Raw genomic sequence first — 20,948 nt, forward strand, 5'->3', positions numbered from 1 at the left:
GAAAGTGAATCTATTTCAGATATTGTCAGTATTATGAAAGAAATTGTCAAACTCGACTCGCTCGACCGTCGCATCCTCGGCGAATTGCAGCGCGATGGCGCGCAGAGCAACGGCGAGCTTGCCGAGCGGGTGGGAAGCACGGGCCCGTCGTGCTGGCGCCGCGTCAGAGCGCTCGAGGCGGCCGGCGTGCTGACGAAAAATGTGTGGCTCGTCGACGCGGCACGGGTCGGACAGAGCGTCAACGTCCTCTGCAATATCCGGCTCAAGAGCCATTCGGCCGAACATACCGCGATGTTCGAAAATTTTGTCCGGGACCAGGATCGCATCATGGAATGCCTGTCGATGTCGGGCGAGTGGGATTATCAGGTGCGCGTCGTCGCAACCGATGTCGCCGACTACGAAGCGTTTTTGATGCAAAGGCTGCTCAGAAATGAAGCGGTCGCCGGGGCTGCGTCGCACTTCGCACTCAGGGCGGTCAAATATCAGACAGCCGTTCCGCTTCCGGGCGAATGATTATCTGTCCATACCCAACCATCCTCGGGAAATGGCTATTTCTATGGGCTCCGACGGTCATCTGCGGCGCTCTCGTTCCCGGCTTCGATTGGTATGAGCTTCATTCGACGAGAGGAGCGGCTGCACCGCTGATCGCTCTGGCGGTCAACCATGGTTCGATGCGCCGGATCGCTTCTTCGACGAGGTCGGTCGAGACGGCGAAGCTGAGGCGTATGAAACTGTTGCCATCGACCGGATCGAAATCGAGTCCCGGAGCCACGGCGACACCCGTATCGCGCAACAAGGCTTCGCAGAAGGAGAGGCTGTCATTCGTGAGATGGCCGACATCCGCATAGATATAGAAAGCCCCGTCGGGGGGCGCGATCCGCTGGAGGCCCATTTCAGGAAGGGCCTGGAGCAGGAGTTCGCGATTGCGCGCATAGGTATGGATATGGCCTTCGAGTTCGTCGCGGCAGTCAAACGCTATCAGGCCGGCGTGCTGGGCGAGCGAGGGCGGCGTCAGGAACAGATTGCCCATTCGCGCGCGCGCGGCGTCGATCAGGCTTTCGGGAACGATGAGCCATCCAAGGCGCCAGCCCGCCATGCTGAAATATTTGGAGAAGCTGTTGACGACCAGCGCGCCCGGCGCGTGCTGCAGCATGGATTCGGCGGGCAGCGTATAGCTCAGCCCGTGATAGATTTCGTCCGACACGAGAGCGATGCCACGGCGCTCGCAGACGGCCGCCAGCGCCCGAAGCTCCTCGGGCGGGATGATCGTGCCGGTGGGGTTGGCAGGGCTCGCGACGATCAGTCCATCCGGCGCCGGCTCCATTCGTTCGACTGCGTCGGCCGTGATCTGGAACCGCTCGGCTTCGCCGCAGGCGAGTTCGACCGGCTCGAGATGCAGCGCCTTGAGGGTGTTTCTGTAGGCAACATAACCGGGCCGAGCCAGGGCGACCCTCGCGCCAGGCGAAAACAGGCAGGAGAGTGCGAGGACGAAGGCGGGCGAAGCGCCGCACGTGAGGATGACCTGTTCCGGACTGACGGACACCCCGTAGGCTTCGCCATAATGTGCCGCGATACGCGCCTTGAGCCCCGGACTTTCCCAATAGCCCATGCCATCCTCGTCGAGGATGTGGTGCGCGGTCTCGATCGCTGCTGCCGGAGCACCGGTCGAGGGTTGGCCGAATTCCATATGAATCACGGACCGCCCCTCGGCTCGCAGCTGATGCGCGAGACGGCTTATGGCGATGGCGTGAAAGGGATCGATCTCGACCGGCATGAAAAACTTGCTCCACTTGAATATCGACTAATGCTTCACGCCGGGCTGATAGGGACACCGGCATAATTATCCAACGCTGCTTCTTTTGCCGACCGGATGCGCGGGTGCCTGCGTAGCGTGATGAGACGGTGCCGACGAGCGCACCGACTGTCCATACTGGTTCCTTGGTGGGTCATAGCGAGATAGCGAAGCTTCAAGGGAGCAACTATCATATCGGGTGTGGATTCTCCGATGTCCGCTCGTCCCGATTTCACCAAATGGCCTGACCGCAGACGGGCACGCCCATCGCAAGGGGCTCGCAAGCATAAGTTCTTGCCAATTTCCCGGAAAACCAAAGCTCTCAGGCCGCGCTAGTTCGAATTCCTGAAGGCGCCGACGGGAAGTCGTTGACAATTTTCTCTCGGGGCAATTATGTCCAAATACGAAAATATTCTCCGTTTAGAAACTTCTGTTTGGCGAAAAGGGAATGCATCATGATCTCGTGTAAGCGATTGAAATATGTCGTCCTGCCCGCGCTGAGTCTGGTCCTGCTCGCCAGTCCCGCATTCGCGCAGACCGTTGCGGAGACGCCTGTTCCAGCGCCCGTGGTATCACCCACGACGGCAGAAGCGCTCGGCGGCCTCGACGCTTATATCGAGAGCGCGCGGAAAGCGTGGCACGTACCCGGCCTGTCCATCGCCATCGTCAGGGATGACCGGATTGTGTATTCCAGAGGTTTCGGTGTCCGCGAAGCAGGCAAGCCCGGCAAGGTCGACGCCGATACGGTCTTCGCGATCGGATCGGCGACCAAGGCTTTCACCGCCGCGGCGCTCGGCATGCTGGTGGATGATAAGAAGATCGAATGGGACGGCGCGGTGCACGATTATATGCCGTCGTTCGAACTTCACGACCCCTATGTCACCCGCCACGTGACGGTACGCGATCTGCTGTCGCATCGTACCGGCGTCGTTACCAACGGCGGGCTCTGGTATGGATCGGGGTTCGACCGCCGGGAAATCATCCGGCGGTTACGCTTCCAGACCGAGACGCTCGGCTTCCGTAACCAGTATCAGTATCAGAACGAGATGTTCATCGTGGCGGGCGAGATAGTCTCCGCGGTGACCGGCACCAGCTATGACCAGTTCATCGCCGGCCGCATCTTCGAGCCGCTGGGCATGCGCCGCACCAACACCAGTGTCACTGCCCTCAAGGGGCTGGCCAACGTTGCCACCCCGCATGCGCTGCTGGACGGCAAGGCGACGCCGGTCGAATATCGCATGATCGACAATGTCGGCGGCGCCGGCGTGATCAACTCCAGCGCGCGCGACATGGCGCAGTGGGTGCGCCTGCAACTAGGCGGCGGCACGTTCGAGGGTAAGCGGCTGATCGCCTCCACGACGCTGGCGGAAATGCATAGCGGTCAGATCGTCCCGCGCGGAGGAACCGACGCACTCTTCAAGTTCAGTGAATACGGCCTTGGCTGGGGCATGCAGGAATATCGCGGTCAAAAGATTGTCCAGCATTCCGGCGCGATCGACGGGATGCAGAGCATGGTCGCGATGATACCGGAAAGAAAGCTCGGCGTGGTTGTGCTGACCAACGGCCTGCGCACAAAGCTGGCTACGGCCGTGGAACTGCGAGTGCTGGATGCCTTCCTTGGCGGTCCTGCGACCGATCACAGCGCTGTCATGAAGCAGGAGAGCGATGACGCGGTCCGGATTGCGCGTGAAAAGGCAGCGGCGACGTCGGGTTCAGTGACGATTGCGCCCGCGCGACTGCCGCTCGATCGCTATGTCGGGACCTACTCGAGCGACCTGCTCGGTGAGATTGCAATCACGCTGGCCGACGGCAAGCTCAAGCTCGCACGTCCGCAGGCGACGGCGGTGCTCAACCATGATCGCAACGATATGTTCAAGGCGCAGTGGGATAGCCCTGGCCAGAGGAGTATAACCGGTCAGACCTCCGTCGGGTTCACCTTCGCTCCGGATGGAGAGATTGCCACTCTGGAACTCGGCGGCGACAAATTTGCACGCGAATAGGCGTTCTTGAAGGGCTGCCCATCTTCCACCTTTGATGACAGCTTATGATCTCCTAAGCCAATAAGCAGGCTGGCCGCTACCGGCCAGTTCTGGAGCCCTTGTGCTGCTCTTGCCTGCGCTGTTGAGCCCGGTCCTGCACCCACGCTCAGCTTTCGTAATAGACCGGCCCCAGCGCATCGATTACAGCGACGGCGTCGAGCGCGTCGGCTTCGCCTTCGCCCAGCAGACGGATGGTCAGTTCGGTCTTATAGCCAGTCAGCGTCCGGTTCATCGGCACGCCGTTCATCGTCTGAGTGAGATAACGCTGGTAATCGTTCCGCCCGACGACGTGAAAATGCGACTTGCCCGCCTCGCGCGCGAGTTCGGCCGCCCGTAGTAGAGTCATTTCCTGAACCACCGGTCCAGAGGTGGTATTACCGGTATATTCGACCTTGATCGAACCGTCATCGTTCGGGGTCGAACGGAATCCCGCCGTGCGGTCGATCCCCCCGAGCAACGTTGTGCCCATCGAAAACGCCGCGCCGACCAGCGCGCCGAGAATATTCGGGCGCGATTTTTCGTAGTCGATCAGCTTGCGTTGCGATTCGGGGCGGATCAGAAGATCGTCCGCCATTCCGGAGAGACGCGCCGGACCGCGTTTGGCAGCGGGGCCCAGCGGAGGCAAATCGGGTGCGCTCAGGGCGCTGGCACTACGCGCGGCGGCATAGGCGGCGTGGAATTCTTCCGTCACCGGGGTCGCGCGCAATTGCTTGCCCTGAAGCGCGGCGGCGGCATCGGCGAGCCGGCCCTCGGCGATGGCAATGCGGGCGTCGACCAGATCGGCCAACGGTTTGAAATGTTCGGCACGCGCCATTTCGACTAACAGGGTAACGATATCCTTAGGAGCCTGCTTGCCCTCTTCGCCCTGTGAATTCCCTGCCGGACCGGCGGCGTCGAGCGCCGCGCGGGTCGCCTCAACCCAGGCACGGGCGGCTGCAGGTTGGCCATGGGCGGCAAGCGCATAGGCCTTGGTCATTGCCCCTCTGACGGGGGCCGACCACTCGGACAGTAGCGGCGCGATATTCCCGCCATTGGCCATCATCGCGTTGAGCGAAGGCGCTGCAGGCATGGCCACCGAAGGCGTCCCAGCCGAGGCCGCCAGTTCGGCGAGATTACCGGACTGGGGCGCGAACTGCGAGAAGATGCCCCGAGTAGCCGGATCGATGCGGGCGAGGCCCTGCCAGATCGTCGGATCGGCCGGCTTGTCACCATTGGCGGCGCGGAGCATGCCTGCGACACGCTGCACCTCGAGCGCATAGGTGCGCTTGGCCGCCGCCGCTTCAGCCAGCGCCAGCGCCGCTTTGCGCTCGCCCGTCTCGTTCAGGGCAAGAGCGCGCAGCAGATCGAGCGAGACGCCCATGCTGCGATCGTAAAAGAAATCGCCGGCGTAGGCCTTACCAGCCTCTTGAGCGGCATCGATATCGGCGAGCGCACCGGCGGCATCCCCGAGCTCCAGCTTCGCGGCAGCGCGGGCGCGCATCACATGGGCGCGGCGCAGTGTCTGCTCGGGCAGGAGTTTCCCGCTCTCTAGCACGCGGTCGCACGCGGCCAGCGTCTGGCTGGGCGCATCGCGACCGCTGAAGCGGTAGGAGGGGAAAGTCGCCTCGCCCCGCATCCCGTCGTCGCTGCTCTTGGGTTTCTTAAGCCCGTCGCATTCGGAGAAATCCTCCGACACGCCCGCATGGGCGGACACGGTAATCCCAAGCGCAAGCGCAACTAGCCCCGCTCGGGCGAAGATCGCGTTCATTCGGTGCAGCCCCCAACCCCTGTTCCGCAAGTGCTTGGCGCCCCGCGGTGAAGCGATGTCTAATTTGGATTGTGGAGGGCGGCAATCGGGAAAAAGTCGAGCGCGAGGCATTTAAGTGAACCGAAACGACAACGGCACGGGAAGTTAGTCGCTGTCCAATCAGGATCAATGAAACTGCCGGGAAGAGGGGCGATTGCGGTCCGCGTCGATTCAATCTCACGCCGCGATGTGTGGGATTTGGAGGAGATCGAAGCTTGGATCGCAGAGCGTCGCCAAAGCAGCTTGGAAGGTCGCGCGAAGGTGGCGCCCGCACCCAAAATCCGCCAACGCAGAACTGCGCCCGTCGAACCGACAGAGTGAAGCGGGTTTCGTCGGATTTGTTAGTTATTACCGATGCTTAAGGCGGCTGAGGTCGGATAGCGGAGCAATCGAAGTGCTCCCACCGATTGTAGTCGATTGATATCGATTGATACCGCCACTCCCACTCAATTGTTCAATTAGACATAACAAATTGAAAAATAATGGACAAAAATATTTGGTCCGGAATGACCCAGCAGCGGTCCGTCAAAAAATAAACTTTTGAAATTCAAAGAAAAAATTCACGATTCGACCAAATCTCAAATTCGAAGACATTCGGCTACATTCGAGCCTCGGCGCTTTCACGATCGGCACCTTAGCCTCAGGCCTTTCGCGGACAAATGCCGTAAGTCGATTTGAACGCGCATCTTTGTCGAATCATCGGTCCCGTGACGTTTCCACGAAGCTTTCGATGCCGAAGATTGACCGTCCCGGGCCAATGGCGAATCTGCCAAGCACAAGGTGCAGCTTCTGCTCCTCGGTTCGGTATGGCGCAAAATGTGCGCCCAGTTCCATCACGCCGCCTGACCTGTTCGCGAACTCCGGCCATTGTGGCAAACCCGGGCCGTTGGGGTCGCCGCGCTTCACGAAAGTTGCCCATAGTTGCGACATGGTCGCAGCAACCGAGCGGTCGTATTCCGTGAAGGGGCGGTCGGGCGAGGTTCTCAACGAATTGAAAGTGTAGGGCATTTCGGCCGAGTGGAACGCGCCGAACATCTCCTGTCCCGGGCCCGGTTCGGGATGGGTGTAATAATAGGCAAAGGCGGGGGCGTGGTGCATGCGCGCCCAGTCGACAAGCGATGCCAGGCCGTACAGGCGGGTCAGTTGCCGGCGCGCGGCGAGCGCCGTCATCTCGCTATCGAGCGGGATGTCCGCCAGTAGTGCATCGGCGCCGGCGTCGCCCGCGATCCGGGCGGCGAGCGCACGCACATCCGCAGGCGCCGCGCGGAAATAACCGGGGCTCAACACGCCTTCGTCGGCGTTCAGCCCGACCATTACCGGCACGGCGCGCCGCCGGCCCGCGGCTTCCATCGCGGCAACCTGTCCGGGCAGGATCGATCCGTCGACGATCGGGCCGAGCAGCGGCATGCCGCCGACATCTCCAGCGCCGGCGAGCGGGCCGGTTTCGAGCAGCGCCATCACCCGATCCGCCGGCAGGTGCCGCAGCGCTGCGATACCGGGGAGCCTCGCGCGGGCGAGCAGGTCGGCGCCGCGGCGGTCGGCTTCGATGCGATCAGGGAGCGGGGTTTCGACAATGCCGCTTTGTGCGATCGCGCGCGCGAACAGTCCGTCCGCTTTCGGCGAGAGGAGCAGCATATGGACGGCCATGGCACCTGCCGACTGACCGGCGATCGTCACCTGTCCGGGATCGCCCCCAAAGCCGGCGATATTGCGCTGCGTCCAGCGCAGCGCCGCCAATATGTCCTGCAACCCGAAATTGGCGCCGCCGCCGGGATCGCCCGCGAGGTCGCGAAAGGCGGCAAAGCCGAAGACGCCCAGGCGATAGTTGATCGACACGACAATGATGCCCTGCCGCGCCAGCGCCGCGCCGTCATAGATCGGAACCGCATTCGACCCCGACATGAAGGCGCCGCCGTGAATCCATATCATCACCGGCAGCGGCCGGCCGTCATGCTCCGCCGGCGCCCAGATGTTGAGGGTGAGGCAATCCTCCGAAACCGGGGCCGGCGCGACATATTCGCGGGTCCACGGACCGAAGCCGCCGGGGGTGATCGTCTGGACGCAGCCGGGGCCATGCGCCTTCGCATCGCGCCGCCCGGACCACGGCGGCGGCGCTTCGGGGGCGGCCCAGCGCCGTTCGCCGACGGGCGGTGCGGCATAGGGGACGCCGAGGAAGCGAACGACGCCGTTGTCGACGGTTCCGCCGATCTCGCCGCTTTCAACCTTCGCCACCACCTCTTGCGCCGCGACGGGCGGCGCGAACAAGAGAGCGCCGGTCAGGGCGGCGAGATGCGACAGAAAGCGCATCGGAATCGGGCGCACCGGTCAGGGCGCTCTGGCGGCCACGACGCGCTCGACGAAGTCGAGCCGCGAGCGGATCGGGTCGGGACCTTCGCGGGCGCCGGCCGCGTCGAAGGTCATGATGGTGTCGGCAGCCACGCCGCCGGGCGACCAGTGCCCGCCGCCCGTTGCCGACGGCACGCCGGTCTTTGCGAAATTGACCCAATAATCCTGTACCAGCCGCGCCGCCGCGCGATCGGCGGGCGACGTCGCGGCGCCGTGCCGGGCGTCGACGGTGCCGAAGAAAAAGGGCAGTTCGCTGGCATGAAAGGCGCCCGGCATCTTGGCGCGCAGATATTCGGGCACATAGCCGAAGCGGTAGGTGAAGACGGGCTGCCCGCGCCCCGCGATGATCCGGGCGACGTGCCGCGCGGGTTCGAGGAACATCGTGTCCGCCGAAACCGCGATGCCGATACGCATCGCGTCCTTGCGCGCTTCGGGGTCATAGACCGGCTCGGCCTCTGCCCGCACCGCTGCCAGCGGGGCATAGGCCTGATCGACACCCCCGCCGAAGAAGAAGCCGTCGGCATCGTTCGCGCCGATGACCATCGGAATCTTTGCGCCGTCTCCGGCGGCATAGGCCGCATCGATCGACCGGCGCACGATCTGTCCGTCGGCATAGAGCGGGGTGAAATCCTTCGCGCCGAACAGGCTCATCAGGTTGAGCCCGCTCATCACGCTGTCGGCCGGCAGGGCGCGAAGCGCTGCGAGTGCGCCGGCCTCATCGCCCTCTATCCCCTTTGCCCGCGCAAAGCCGGCGCCGATCGCTTCGGCCTCGGTCGCGGTGCGCAGCGGGCCCATCAGATCGCGCCCGCCGCCCGACATGGAGATCGCCTTGTGAAACAGTCCCTTCGCAAGCGGGGTCGTCGTCAGCGCGTGTACCGACATGCCGCCGGCCGATTCACCGAAAATGGTGACGTTGCCGGGATCGCCGCCAAAGGCCGCGATATTTTCCTGCACCCATTTCAGTGCCGCGATCTGGTCGAGGATTGCATAATTGCCCGTCGGCGCGCCAGCGGCTTCGCGTTTCAGGGCCGGGTGGGCGAAAAAGCCGAAACGGCCGAGCCGGTAGTTGAAGCTGACGAAAACCACATCCGATTCGGCAAAAGACCGGCCCGTATAGACCGGCGGCGAGCTGCCGCCGTTGACGAAACCGCCGCCATAGATCCAGACCATCACCGGGCGTTTCTTGCGCGACCGTTCGGCCGGGGTCCAGACGTTGAGATAGAGGCAGTCCTCGGACGGCTTCACCCCCAGCGGCGCGGCATCGGCCTTGAAGGGAATCTGCATGCAATCGGGGCCGTACTGGTCGGCGACGCGAACCTGGGTCCAGCGATCGGCGGGCTGCGGCGCGCGCCAGCGCAGATCGCCGACGGGGGGCAGGGCATAGGGAATCCCCCGATAGGCGATGCTCTGGCCTTCGGCGACGCCCTGCACGGCACCGCTACGCGTGTCGACGACCGGCTGCGGCGCGGTGTCGGCCGCCATCGCGGGAGAAACGAGCGCCAGCGCGAGCGCGACGGTGGGGAATATCCGCATTGTCTGTCCTTTCACATTATCGCCGCGATGCTGCCGGAAGGGGACAGCCTGTCCCCGTTCCGCCGAGCTCGAGGCATTCTCCATCGACCGGACCGTCCGGCGCGACCCGTATGGCGGCGGCAAGTGTTGGCGCCACATCGGCCACCTGTACCGGCAGGGCGCGTTCCTGATGCGCCACACCGGGCCACCAGAAGAGGATGGGGACGCGCCGGTTGAAGTCGCTGGGGCCCGAATGGCCCATCATGAACAGGCCGGGGAGCGGCGGCGCGGCGATCTTCAGCGGGTCGGTCGCGAGCAATATGTCGCCGCTACGCCCGGGATAGAAGGACAGCGCCATGCGGTCGGCGACCGGCAGCAGGTCGGGGGACAGGCGCGGGTCGGGTTTCCGCCCCTGCAATTGCGCCGCCGTCCAGGCACCAGCGATGCCCGGCCGGGTGAGCGCGCGCGCCGCGGTCGCTTCGGCGATGCGGTTCTTGAGCGCGGTATCGGCGAGCGACTGCCCGCCGGCGTCGACGACGACAAGCTGCGTCGGGTCGAAGAACGCCGGACGCAGCGGGTTCCAGTCGACGCCTGTCGCGGCGCGCGCCGCCGCGTTGAGATCGGCGAGCAGCGCGGCGGCATCGATCCGCCCGGCATCGCGATAGCCGCGCTCCGCCAGCCGTTCGGGGATGTCGCCGCCGCCATGGTCGGCGGTGAGCGCGACGAGGACGGGAATCTTCAGTTCCGCGATCCGTTTGAGGAGGCGACCGACCGCCTCGTCGACCCGGGCCATCTGGTCGCACATCTCGGGTCCCTGCGTGCCATAGGCATGGCCGACCATATCGGTCGCCGACAGGCCGACCGCGAGCAGGTCGGTTCCGGACGACTGGCCGAGCTTCTGTCCGTCGAGCAGGTCGATCGCCGCGTCGATTGTGATCTGGTCATAAAACCAGGGCGGCAGCGCCGCGCCGCTCGCGGGCGGGCGGCCGGGGATCGCGGCCGGCGGATCGGGCGGCAGGTGCGCGTGGAAACTCTTGCCGCCGGGGAGGGGAATCACCGCCTCGCGTACGCGGCAGCTTTCGCGCCGGTAGGTCCAGGCGGGTGCGGCCTTCAGCCGCCGCGCAAACCCGGCATTGAGCTTTGCAAGCGGCGCGAGGCGGCGCTGCGCGTCCTCAGCATCGGTGCCCCAGGTGTCGAATCCCTGCTTGCCATCGAACCAGAACGCCCCGTCGGGATGGCGGCCGCCCATCATGATCGCCGACCGATCCTTGCCCGCGACTGAAAAGACGCGATTGGCGGGCGAGGCGGCCTTGAGCCAGTCGCCGAGCGTCGACACCTCGAGCATCGCCGGTCCGGTGCCGAGTTTGCGGCTGGCGCGTGCGGCGACATGGACGCCATCGTCGGTGCAATAGCGATCGACCCCGGCGCGCTGATCGTACCATTGGTTCGCGATAATCCCCGTCGCAGCAGGATGCCGGCCGCTAGCAATCACCGCATGGCCCGCGCAGGTTTCGGTCACGCCCTGCGCATGAAAACCGTTCGAATAGACGATGCCCTGCGCCAGCCTGGCGAGCCCGTCCTGAAATTCGCCCCGGCTCGCGTTGAACAGATCGGCCGAGAACTGGTCGATCGAAATCAGGACGACCAGCTTTGGTTTGCCGGGCGTTTCCTCGGCGGCGGCGGGTGTCGCCGAAAATGCGGCCATGGCGATGGCGCTGACCGCAGCCGCGATCCATTTCTTGGTCATGCGAACCTCCCGCGTGTGGCGCCGGGTCGTCCCAATCGACGGCCCGGCGCCTGCCCCTTTTAGAAACGACCGTCCAGCGACACGCCCAGCGTCCGGAACGAGTTGAGCCCGAACATGTGGTAATAGTCGCCGCGCGACTGCGAGTTGGAGTTGATGAAGGTCGGCTGGCGCTTGTCGAAGCAGTTGCGGCAGAAGAGCGTCAGCTTGAACTTGTCGTCGATCTGTTTGAGCCCGATGCTGGCGTCGAACAGCGAATAGCCGGGCAGCTTCGTACTCGGATCCTCGGTCGAGCTGAAATTCGAACTGGTGCGGGCATAGAGCGCACCCTGCAGAAATACCGCGAGGCTTTCGCTGAACGGCGTTTCATAGCGGCCCGTCAGGCTGACCGTCCATTTGGGCACGTTCGGCAATCGGTTGCCCGACGAATCGATCGTCCCGTTGGCGCGGCAGTTCGGCTGGAAGGGATAGCAGCGGTCGCCCTGGAAGTCCGAGAAGAAGGCGTCGACATAGCTGACCCCCAGATTGAAGACGAGGCCTTCGGCGGGCAATGCCGACGCCTCGATCTCGAACCCGCGCGACTTGAGCTCGCCCGCGTTCAGCAGGACATAGCCGTTGCTCGCCGTGTCGAACGCCTGCGCCTGGAAGTTCTTGAAGGTCGAGGTGTAGCCCGAGATGTTGAAGATCAGGTGGCGGTCGAGCAGCGTCGACTTGATCCCGGCTTCGTAGGAGGTCGGGATTTCGGGCATGATCAGCGGCGCGCGCGGATCGATCGTCAGGTTGAAACCCGGTCCCTTATAACCGCGCGCCACCGAGGCATAGGCCATGACGTCGTCGGTCACGTCATATTGCGCGCCGACGCGCCACGAGAAATTTTCCTCGCTGATCCGCTGGTTGCGCGACCCCACCGCGCCGAACGGGACGACGAACCCGGCCGCATCGCTGACGGAGCGAAGCTTGAGCTTGTCATAGGTATAGCGACCGCCGAAGGTGAACCGGAAGCGGTCGCTGATATTGAGCGTGCCCTGACCGAAGCCTGCGTAGCTTTTCGACGTCATCGAGCCGGTCGAGTGAATGCCGAGCCATGCATTGAAGCCGGCCGGCGGCGATGCTGTCGCGCCGTTGGCGCCCGCCGCGGTGATGTCGGAATCGCTCTTGGAATCGTAATAATAGAGACCGAACTGATATTCGAAAAACTGGCCGACCGGCGACGCCAGCCGCAGCTCTTCGGTGAACTGGCTGATCGTCGAAAGCTGGTGGTTCGTATCGAGCAGGTTGATGCGGTGCTTGTCCGAATCGAAGAGGTTGTCGGCGTCGAACTTTCGCCAGGCAGTGATGCTGGTCAGCGTGTGACCGCTTTCGAACTCATAATCTATATTGGCCTGAAGCCCGCCGACATCGAAATTGGCCCGCGTCGGCGCGCCATAGCTCGAGAAGAAATTGTCGGGGTTGGCGACGATGCCGAGTGCGGCGTTTTCGGCGGCGAAGCGGCTCGTGGGCCGGACGATCCGGTCGGCGCTGCCGCCCGATCCGACGCCCGAGGAATGGGCATAGTCGCCGGCGATATAGATGCTGAGCTCGGCGGTCGGTTCCCACAACAATTTGGCGCGCAGGCTGGTCTGGTTCTGGCCATATTGGCTGCCCGGAACGTCGACCAGATTCGTGATGACGGGATCGGTATGCGTCTGCGACGCGCTGACGCGCAGCGCGGCCTTGTCGCCCAGCGGAACGTTGACGATGCCTTGCAGACGATAGAGCAATCCGTCGCCGGGCACCTTCATCTGTGCGATCTCGCCCATCACCTGCCCGTCGAAACGGCCGATTTCGGGGCGGCGCGTCGTGATGTTGACGAGGCCGGCAGAGGCGTTCTTGCCGAACAACATGCCCTGCGGCCCGTTGAGCACTTCGATCTGCGCGAGGTCGAGATAGTTCATGAAGCCGAGCGACGGGTTGCCCATGACCACGCCGTCGATCACCGAGGTCACGCTCGCTTCGATCGAGTTCGAGAAGCTCAATGTGCCGACGCCGCGGATCGAGAAATTGGATGCGCCGAGCGCCGCGTTGAAGCTTTTGACCTGCAGGCTGGGCGCGACGAGCTGGAGCTGCGACGGGTCGAAAATCTGGCGCGAAGCAAGTGCATCCGCGCTGACGACGGTTGCCGAGATCGGCACGTCCTGGAGGTTTTCGGCGCGTTTCTGCGCAGTAACGATGATTTCGCCAAAGCCGCCGGTCTGTTCGTCGGTCGCCGCGCTATCCTGCGCGAAGGCCGGCGTCGTGGCCGCGAGCACGGCGCCGAGCGCGGTGGCGGAAGTCCAAATCCTCTTCATGTCGTCCCCCTGTTCTGTGATGGTCTATTTGCGGTAGTTCCAGGTCCTTCCGGCGAGCGTGACGCCCGTTTCCTCGATCAGGTCTTCGGCCGACGCGCCGAGCGCGAAGCGATAGGTGCCGGGCGCGATCGCCCAGCCCTTGGGGCTCCAGTCGGCGAGCAGGCGCGGGTCGATGGGCGCGTCGACCCGGCGCGTCTCGCCGGGTTTCAGGTCGATGCGCGCAAAGGCGACCAGCCGGCGCGTTTTTCCGCGCGGCGTTTCGACCAGATAGACTTGTCCGACATCGGCGCCGTCGCGCGCACCGCTATTGCGCAGCGTGAAGGTCGCGGCAGGACTTGCCCCGTTAGTGATCGCAAGGCCCGAGCGCTCGAAGCGGGTGTAGCTGAGCCCGAAACCGAACGGATAGAGCGGCTTCGCCTGCTGGCGCGCGAACCAGCGGTAACCGACGTCGGCGCCTTCGATATTATAGTCGATGTCGAGCGTCTGGCCCGGCTTGCCATGCCCGGCGAAGCTGGGCTCGACGGTCTCGGCGCCGGGAAGGGCGGGGCGCGGAAGCTGCGCGATCGAAGCGGGAAAGGTTACGGGCAGGCGGCCCGACGGATTGACGTCGCCGAACAGCACCCTGGCGATCGCCTCGCCGCCGCGCGCGCCGGGATACCAGGCCGCGAGGACCGCGCCGACATCGTCCTTCCACGGCATCGCGACGGGTCCGCCGGTTTCGAGGACGACGACCGTCTTCGGATTGGCCTTCGCCACCGCTGCGATCACCGCATCCTGCCCCTGCGGCAGCGAGAGGTCGGGGACGTCGAGCCCTTCGGTCATCCACTGCGTCCCGAAGACGACGACGAGGTCGGCGTTCTTCGCCGCGATCGCCGCTTCGGCCGGGTAGCGGCCATCGCGAAAGACGACCTCCGCCTGCGGCGCGCGGGCGCGAATGGCGTCGAGCGGCGAGGAGCGGTGATAATTTTGCGCCATCAGCGCGGTGAACGGCCCGTCCTTCACGGTCGGAAGCGACACCGCCGGGCCGCCCTGACCCTGCACCTGCGACGATCCCGCCCCCGAAAGCACGCCCGCGTCGGCATAGCCCCCGACTACCAGTATGCGCTTTGCCGAGGCGGCGAGCGGCAGGATATTGCCGCGGTTCTGAAGCAGGACGATGCCCTTTTCGGCGATCTCCTGCGCAATCGCGGCGCCGGCGGAGACATCGATCGGCGCCTTGCGCGGCGGGTTGCGATCGACCCCGACGGCGTAGATGGAGCGCAGCACCCGCCGGCTCATGTCGGCGAGGCGGCGCTGGTAGCGCTTGTCGCGATTGGCTGCGTCGAGCAGCGGCTGGCCAAAGAACACCGCCGCGTCGAGCTGCGACCCCGATTGCTGGTCGAGGCCGTGGAGCGCGAAATCGGTCGCCCGGACCGATCCCCAGTCGGACATCACCCAGCCCTTGTAGCCCCAGTCGCCTTTGAGGACGCCGTTCAGCATGCGGTCGTTGCCGCACGCCTGCGCGCCATTGACCTTGTTATAGGCGCACATGACCGATCCGGGCTGGCCCTTTTCGATCGCGATCTCGAACGCGAGGAGATCGCTCATGCGCAGCGCGCCTTCGTCGATCATGCCATTGTGGAACTGCCGCCCGATCTCGGTCGGATTGAGTATGAAATGCTTGATCGTCGAAATCACGCCCTGCGACTGGATGCCTGCAACCGCCGCGCCGCCGAGCAGCCCGGAATGCAGCGGGTCTTCGCCCAGATATTCGAAGGTGCGGCCGCCGCGCGGATCGCGGATCAGGTTGATGCCGCCCGCGAGCAGGACATTGAAACCCTTGGCATGAGCTTCGCCGCCGATCAGCGCGCCGCCCTTTCGCATGAGGTCCGAGCTCCATGTCGATCCCATCGCCATTCCCGACGGAAGTGCGGTCGCGCCGTCGCCGCGCAGGCCGCCGACATAGGAAACGCCAAGGCTGGCATCGGTTTCGGTGAGCGCAGGAACGTCGAGGCGAGGAATACCGGGAATATAGCCGGCGCCGAACGGAACGCCTTCGGGGATTTTTACGTCGCCAAGGGGCATAGCCATGATGCCGTTCAGCAGGGTCACCCGCTCGGCATTGGTCATCGCGGCTTCGGTGGTGGCGGCGCGGCGATCGGCGTCGTCGGCCGCATCCTGCGCATGGACTCCCGGTGCGATAGCCGATGTCGAACAGGCGGCCAGCAACGCCGCGCGGCAAAGCCACGACCCCATCAAACTCTCCCATTTCTTCTGTTTTCGAATCGCTAGCTATCTAATTATGTCAGCGCTGACAACGAAAAATGTCAGCGCTGACATAAAGGGTGGACTGGATACGTATTCCGCGTCTAACAAGGCGCGATGAATCCTATTGGTCCCGCCGTGAAAAGGCCTGCCACCCTGGACGATGTCGCCGCGATCGCCGGCGTATCGGCAAAGACCGTGTCGCGCGTCGTCAATCGCGACGTCAATGTCAGCGCCGCGACGCGCGAACGCATCGAGGCGGCAATCCGCGAAACCGGCTATCGCGTGAATCAGGCGGCGCGGTCGCTGGCGGCGTCACGCTCCTTCCTGATCGGCGCGTTCATGCCGCACCTTTCGTCCTTCTATTTCGCTGAGATATTCCGGGGGGCGGCGAAGGCCTGCCGGCAATATGGCTATCACCTCGTCCTCGAGGAGTTCGACCATGGCGCGGACAGCGTCGTCGACCGCTACGAGCAGGGGCTGCGCGGCGCCCATTGCGACGCATTGATCCTGACGCCGCCGGTCTGCGACGATGAAAAGCTGCTCGACGCCCTCGATCGCGACGGCCTGCCCTATGTGCGCATCGCCCCCGGAAAGCAGCTTGGCCGCTCGGTCGCGGTCGGCGCCGACGAGCGTCGAGCGGTGGAGCAGTTGGTGAGGCATTTGTGGGACGCCGGACGCCGCCGTTTCGCGATCATTGCCGGCCCCGCCGATCATGCAGCCGCGATGGTCCGCGAGCGGGCCTTCTGCGACGCGCTGGGCGCCTTGGGCGGCGATCCCGCGGGTGTCGCGCTGACTCGCATCGAACTGAATGAATCGATTGCGGAAGCCGGGCGCATTGCAACGCTAGATCTTCTGCGCGGCACGAACCCGCTGCCCGACGCGATCTTCGCCTTCAACGACGAGGTTGCGATCGGCGCCATGGCAGCCATTCGCGAGCTTGGCCGCTCGGTCCCCGAAGACATAGCGGTCGCGGGGTTCGACGACAGCTATATTGCCCAGCTCGTCTGGCCGCCGCTTACGACCATTCATCAGCCGATAGCGGACCTGGCCTTTCAGGCGGTGCGTCTCGTCGCGGATCCCGAGGGTTTCAGCACGGGAAATATTCTGTTGCCGACGAGGCTTGTTGTGCGAGGCACCACTTAGGGTCCGGAAGAGGGAGGTATCGGCTCGGCAGTCAGGCGTGCGCCCTTCTCGCCCGACACGCTCCCGATTACGTGCCAGCCGGCTTCTTTTCGCCGCAAGTCAGATAGTTGAAGCCGATCGTCGCTGATTTCACCGGATCGGCCGGAAAGTCGAACTCATAGACATAATAGGCGATCTGCGGTCCCGCCGCCTCGATAACACGGCGCCAGTCGGTCGTGCCGGCCCCCAAATCGGTGACGGCGCCATTGGGCGCGAGATCCTTCATGTGCAGGAGCGCGATGCGGCTGCGATATTTTTCGAGGAAGGCGAGCAGGTCGTCGAGGCGATCGGGCTTGAACGCCAGGCGCGCCCAGAAGATGTCGACCTCGAACTGGACGAAGCGCGGGTCGGTATTCGCGGCGACGATCTCCCACGCGCTCGTCATCACCGGCTTGCCGTCGCCATGATCATAGGGGAAGCGGCTGTCGAACTCGCCGGTATGATTGTGGACATAGAGGGTGAGCCCCTCGGCGCTGGCGGCTTCGCCGAGCGCGTTGAGGTTGCGCGCGGTTTCGAGGACATGGTCGAGCGTGTCGAGCCCGGGCTGGCCGAACCCGCCCGAACCGATGAAGCGTTGCCCGCGCGCCTTTGCGGCGGCGAGAGTCGCGGGCCATTTGGCCTTGTCGAGCGATGCGTGGCTCGCCACCGCCTGCAGGCCGTTGTCCTTGAGCAATTTTGCATAGGCGGCCGGGTCGCTGCCGCCGATCAGGTCCATCCCCTCGATATTGCGATAGCCGATCCCCGAAATCTGCTCGAGCACCGACTCAAGCCGTGCCGGGTCGGGCTTCGCGCCGGCGAGCTTGGCGAAGGATGGCTTGAGCCGCTCGAACTTCTCGCCGACGGGAAGCGTGTCCCATTCGGCGGGGATAGGGATGTTCGCGACCGTGCTGGCGAAGACATAGGTCTGGATCGCGACCTTCTCGACCGGCAGGCCGAGGCACCGGGCGGCGGCGGGCGCCTTCTTGTGCGCGCTATGGTCGTGGGCAGAGGCCCCCCCGGCGGCGAGGGCCGACGAAATCATCAGGAGCGGTGCGATGTGGCGACCCTTCATAATCCTGTCCCTTTCATTCTCGTTGTCGGTTTGCCCGGCCTTCAGCGGAGGCCTTGCATATAGTCGATGATCGCGGCGCGCTTGGCGGGATCCGAAACGCCGGGGTAGCTCATGCGATTGCCCGGAACGACCGCCTTGGGGTTCGCGATAAAGGCGTCGAGCGTCTTGCGGTCCCAGCGCAGCTTCGCCTTCGCGAGCGCGGGGGAATAGCGAAAGCCTTTCGCCTGCGCGGCGGGCTTGCCGAAGATGCCGGCGAGGCTGGGCCCGAGCCGGGTCACGCCGGCCTTGTCCGAATGGCAGGCGGCGCAGGCCTGAAACGCGACGCGCGCTTTCGGGTTGGGGGCGTCGGCGCCGGTTGCGCCGGGTGCCGCGAACAGCAGGGCGCCGGTCGCAATCGCCGATGCGATGGCGAACCGCCGCACGGGCATAGCCTTCTTGTTCATCCTCGATCCCTCTTTTTCCCCGGTCGTGCCATATGTAAATGATTACATATAGCGTCGCCGTAGGGGCTTTCATTTGTATATTTGTGCCGATTTACCCTCTTGCATAGGTATTTGCAATCGATTACTCAATCTTCATAACATAAGCAAGGGAGAGGTCAATGCCATCCGCCCAGACTGCCGGCGACGCCCTTACCGGTCGCCGCGATTTGCTCAAGCTTGCCGCCTTTCTCGGTGTCGGGTTGGTGACCCCCGTCGCGCGCGCCGCCATGGCGGCGCCGGAGCCATGGTCTCCGGACCGGCGGGCGCTGATTGCCGACATTGCCGAAACGATCATTCCCGCGACCGATACCGGCGGGGCGAAGGCAGCGGGTGTGCCGGCCTTCATTGAAATGATGGTGGCCGACTGGTTCAACCCGGCCGAGCGGACGCACTTCATGGACGGGATGGTCGCCTTTGGCGACGGCGCACGCGCAGCGCATGGGAAGCCGTTCGCCGAACTCGCGCAGGCCGCGAAGGACGATTATTATGGCAAGCAGCTCGCTGCCGCCAGCGCGGCGATGGCGGCGCCCGGCGCCGGCGTGCGGCCGCGCACGCCCTTTGCGGTGCTGATGAAGCGGCTCACCGTCTATGGCTATTATACGAGCGAGCTCGGCGCATCGGTCGAACTGCGGCTCGACATGGTCCCGAACGAATATCGGCCCGACGCGCCGTTCAAGCCGGGTGACCGCGCCGATTCCTTCATCCTCTATTCGCTGTCGCCTTTCAGCGCCTACTAAGCGGGAGCATCACCATGTCGAATCAGGATTTCGATGCGATCGTCGTCGGCTCGGGCATCTCGGGCGGCTGGGCCGCGAAGGAGTTGACCGAAAAGGGATTGAAGGTTCTGCTCATCGAGCGTGGGCGGTCGATCACGCCCGAAGATTATGTCGGCGAGCACAAGGCGGCGTGGGAGTTCCCCTTCCGCGACCTCGGCGACCGGCATCGCTACGAGCGCGACTATCCGATCCAGCGCACCTGCTACGCCTTTGGCGAGTCGACCGACCATTTCTTCGTGAACGACAGCGCGCATCCCTATGGGCAGGATGCCGAGCATCCGTTCAGCTGGATCCGCGGCTATCATCTCGGCGGCCGCTCGCTCACCTGGGGGCGCGTCACGCCGCGGCTGGGGCCGATCAACTTCACCGAAAATGCCGAGGACGGCCACGGCGTCGACTGGCCGATCCGCTATGAGGACATCCGCCCCTGGTACGACCATGTCGAACGCTTCATCGGCGTGTCGGGGCAGTCGGACTATGACGCGCCGACGGCCCCGGTCGGCCGTTTCCAGCCGGGGATGCCGCTCAATCGCTGCGAGGCGCATGTCGCCGAGGGGATCGCGAAAAAATACCCCGACCGGCGGCTGATGATCGCGCCGTCGGCGATCCTGACACAGGATCTGGGCGACCGCGCGGCGTGCCATTATTGCGGGCCGTGCCAGCGCGGCTGTTCGACCGGATCCTATTTCAGCTCGATCAGCTCGACGCTCCCCGCCGCCGAAGCGACGGGCAATCTGACGATCGTCACCGACGCGATCGTCGAGGGGCTCGATCACGATCCCGCTACGCGCAAGGTGTCGGGGGTGCGGGTCATCGACTCCGCCAAGGGAACGCGCACGACCTATCGCGGGCGGATCGTCTTCCTGAACGCGTCGACGCTCGGCTCCACGCAGATCCTGCTCAACTCGACGAGCGAGCAATATCCGGACGGTATCGGCAACAGAAGCGGGGTGCTCGGTCATTATCTGATGGACCATCTGATGACCGGCGGCGCCTTTGGCATCGTGCCCGGGATGCTCGACAGCCAGCCGATCGGCAATCGTCCCGCGGGCCTTTACATGCCGCGTTTCCGCAATGTCGGAAAGAAGGATGCGCCCTTCCTGCGCGGCTATGGCCTGCAGGGCGCCGCCGCGCGCTCCAACTGGACGCGCGGCGCGATGACGCCGGGTTTCGGCGCGCCGCTGAAACAATCGCTGCGCGAGCCGGGGCCGTGGTTCATCTATATCGCCGGCTTCGGCGAGTGCCTGCCCAATTACGACAACCGGCTGAGCCTTGATGCGCAGAAGAAGGACAAATGGGGCATTCCTATCCTCAACACGCGGTTCGAGTGGGGCGCGAACGAAAAGCTGATGGCCGAGGATATATCGAAAGAGGCGGTGGCGATGCTGACCGCGGCGGGCGCCGTGGGCGTGAGCGCGATCCGGACGGCGCTACCGCCCGGTGGCCTCGCGATCCACGAAATGGGCACGGCGCGCATGGGGCGCGATCCGACGACATCCTATCTGAACGGCTTCAACCAGTCGCACGAGGTGTCCAACCTGTTCGTTACCGACGGCGCGTGCATGACGTCGACCGCGGCGCAGAATCCGTCGCTGACCTATATGGCGTTGACGGCACGCGCCGCCAATCATGCGGTCGAACGGCTCAAGGCCGGCCAGCTCTGA

Annotated in this window: 14 protein-coding genes; 5 read left to right on the forward strand and 9 right to left on the reverse strand. The window is 64.5% G+C overall.

Translation table 11 applies throughout. The features are described from left to right. Nucleotides 1-33: 33 nt before the first annotated feature. Nucleotides 34-513: an Lrp/AsnC family transcriptional regulator gene (locus tag ACTJI5_RS19295; protein WP_058536654.1), complete on the forward strand. Its 480-nt coding sequence runs from the start codon at nt 34-36 to the stop codon at nt 511-513. A 100-nt stretch (nt 514-613) separates the two neighbouring features. Here the strand turns inward: ACTJI5_RS19295 and ACTJI5_RS19300 are convergent, their stop codons facing one another. Then, nucleotides 614-1,774, reverse strand: a complete 1,161-nt coding sequence (locus tag ACTJI5_RS19300) for an aminotransferase class I/II-fold pyridoxal phosphate-dependent enzyme (protein WP_310252020.1) — start codon at nt 1,772-1,774, stop codon at nt 614-616. 473 nt (nt 1,775-2,247) lie between these two features. On the opposite strand from ACTJI5_RS19300, the gene ACTJI5_RS19305 reads away from it, so the two are divergent. Continuing rightward, nucleotides 2,248-3,792: a serine hydrolase gene (locus ACTJI5_RS19305; RefSeq protein WP_440861446.1), complete on the forward strand. Its 1,545-nt coding sequence runs from the start codon at nt 2,248-2,250 to the stop codon at nt 3,790-3,792. A gap of 145 nt (nt 3,793-3,937) precedes the next feature. Here ACTJI5_RS19305 and ACTJI5_RS19310 read toward each other — a convergent pair whose 3' ends face one another. From ACTJI5_RS19310 to ACTJI5_RS19335, 6 genes are all read right to left on the reverse strand, one after another. Further along, nucleotides 3,938-5,578 (reverse strand): hypothetical protein, encoded by a 1,641-nt coding sequence (locus tag ACTJI5_RS19310; RefSeq protein WP_440861447.1) that lies wholly within the window; start codon nt 5,576-5,578, stop codon nt 3,938-3,940. Nucleotides 5,579-6,313: 735 nt separating this feature from the next. Next, on the reverse strand, nt 6,314-7,939 hold the full coding sequence (locus ACTJI5_RS19315; RefSeq protein ID WP_440861448.1) for a carboxylesterase/lipase family protein: 1,626 nt from the start codon (nt 7,937-7,939) through the stop codon (nt 6,314-6,316). Nucleotides 7,940-7,942: 3 nt separating this feature from the next. Next, entirely contained in the window at nt 7,943-9,496 is a 1,554-nt protein-coding gene (locus tag ACTJI5_RS19320; protein WP_440861449.1) for a carboxylesterase/lipase family protein, read from the reverse strand. 16 nt (nt 9,497-9,512) lie between these two features. After that, nucleotides 9,513-11,222, reverse strand: coding sequence for an alkaline phosphatase family protein (locus ACTJI5_RS19325; protein ID WP_440861450.1), 1,710 nt, complete (start codon nt 11,220-11,222; stop codon nt 9,513-9,515). A 59-nt stretch (nt 11,223-11,281) separates the two neighbouring features. Then, complete coding sequence (locus tag ACTJI5_RS19330) at nt 11,282-13,546, reverse strand: TonB-dependent receptor domain-containing protein (RefSeq protein ID WP_440861451.1); 2,265 nt, start codon at nt 13,544-13,546, stop codon at nt 11,282-11,284. Nucleotides 13,547-13,570: 24 nt separating this feature from the next. Then, nucleotides 13,571-15,781 carry a beta-glucosidase family protein gene (locus tag ACTJI5_RS19335; RefSeq protein ID WP_440861452.1) on the reverse strand — a complete coding sequence of 737 codons (2,211 nt, stop codon included), beginning with the start codon at nt 15,779-15,781 and terminating at the stop codon, nt 13,571-13,573. Between the two features lie 147 nt (nt 15,782-15,928). Here ACTJI5_RS19335 and ACTJI5_RS19340 point away from each other — a divergent pair, with 147 nt between their 5' ends. Next, nucleotides 15,929-16,936, forward strand: a complete 1,008-nt coding sequence (locus tag ACTJI5_RS19340; RefSeq protein ID WP_440861453.1) for a LacI family DNA-binding transcriptional regulator — start codon at nt 15,929-15,931, stop codon at nt 16,934-16,936. A gap of 67 nt (nt 16,937-17,003) precedes the next feature. On the opposite strand, the gene ACTJI5_RS19345 is transcribed toward ACTJI5_RS19340, so the two are convergent. After that, nucleotides 17,004-18,026 (reverse strand): sugar phosphate isomerase/epimerase family protein, encoded by a 1,023-nt coding sequence (locus ACTJI5_RS19345; RefSeq protein ID WP_440861454.1) that lies wholly within the window; start codon nt 18,024-18,026, stop codon nt 17,004-17,006. Nucleotides 18,027-18,067: 41 nt separating this feature from the next. Next, nucleotides 18,068-18,469: a c-type cytochrome gene (locus ACTJI5_RS19350; RefSeq protein ID WP_058536644.1), complete on the reverse strand. Its 402-nt coding sequence runs from the start codon at nt 18,467-18,469 to the stop codon at nt 18,068-18,070. A 158-nt stretch (nt 18,470-18,627) separates the two neighbouring features. On the opposite strand from ACTJI5_RS19350, the gene ACTJI5_RS19355 reads away from it, so the two are divergent. Both ACTJI5_RS19355 and ACTJI5_RS19360 read left to right on the forward strand, forming a co-directional pair. Beyond that, complete coding sequence (locus ACTJI5_RS19355) at nt 18,628-19,245, forward strand: gluconate 2-dehydrogenase subunit 3 family protein (RefSeq protein WP_440861455.1); 618 nt, start codon at nt 18,628-18,630, stop codon at nt 19,243-19,245. 14 nt (nt 19,246-19,259) lie between these two features. Continuing rightward, entirely contained in the window at nt 19,260-20,948 is a 1,689-nt protein-coding gene (locus ACTJI5_RS19360) for a GMC oxidoreductase (RefSeq protein WP_440861456.1), read from the forward strand.

The sequence above is a fragment of the Sphingopyxis sp. 22461 genome (genome assembly GCF_052044915.1).
Classification (GTDB): Bacteria; Pseudomonadota; Alphaproteobacteria; order Sphingomonadales; family Sphingomonadaceae; genus Sphingopyxis.

Excerpts from the sequence above, each read along its gene's own strand:
- ACTJI5_RS19295 (WP_058536654.1), top strand. The coding sequence starts at position 34 with ATGAAAGAAATTGTCAAACTCGACTCGCTCGACCGTCGCATCCTCGGC.
- ACTJI5_RS19300 (WP_310252020.1), bottom strand. The coding sequence starts at position 1,774 with ATGCCGGTCGAGATCGATCCCTTTCACGCCATCGCCATAAGCCGTCTC.
- ACTJI5_RS19305 (WP_440861446.1), top strand. The coding sequence starts at position 2,248 with ATGATCTCGTGTAAGCGATTGAAATATGTCGTCCTGCCCGCGCTGAGT.
- ACTJI5_RS19310 (WP_440861447.1), bottom strand. The coding sequence starts at position 5,578 with ATGAACGCGATCTTCGCCCGAGCGGGGCTAGTTGCGCTTGCGCTTGGG.
- ACTJI5_RS19320 (WP_440861449.1), bottom strand. The coding sequence starts at position 9,496 with ATGCGGATATTCCCCACCGTCGCGCTCGCGCTGGCGCTCGTTTCTCCC.
- ACTJI5_RS19325 (WP_440861450.1), bottom strand. The coding sequence starts at position 11,222 with ATGACCAAGAAATGGATCGCGGCTGCGGTCAGCGCCATCGCCATGGCC.
- ACTJI5_RS19330 (WP_440861451.1), bottom strand. The coding sequence starts at position 13,546 with ATGAAGAGGATTTGGACTTCCGCCACCGCGCTCGGCGCCGTGCTCGCG.
- ACTJI5_RS19335 (WP_440861452.1), bottom strand. The coding sequence starts at position 15,781 with ATGGGGTCGTGGCTTTGCCGCGCGGCGTTGCTGGCCGCCTGTTCGACA.
- ACTJI5_RS19345 (WP_440861454.1), bottom strand. The coding sequence starts at position 18,026 with ATGAAGGGTCGCCACATCGCACCGCTCCTGATGATTTCGTCGGCCCTC.
- ACTJI5_RS19350 (WP_058536644.1), bottom strand. The coding sequence starts at position 18,469 with ATGAACAAGAAGGCTATGCCCGTGCGGCGGTTCGCCATCGCATCGGCG.
- ACTJI5_RS19355 (WP_440861455.1), top strand. The coding sequence starts at position 18,628 with ATGCCATCCGCCCAGACTGCCGGCGACGCCCTTACCGGTCGCCGCGAT.
- ACTJI5_RS19360 (WP_440861456.1), top strand. The coding sequence starts at position 19,260 with ATGTCGAATCAGGATTTCGATGCGATCGTCGTCGGCTCGGGCATCTCG.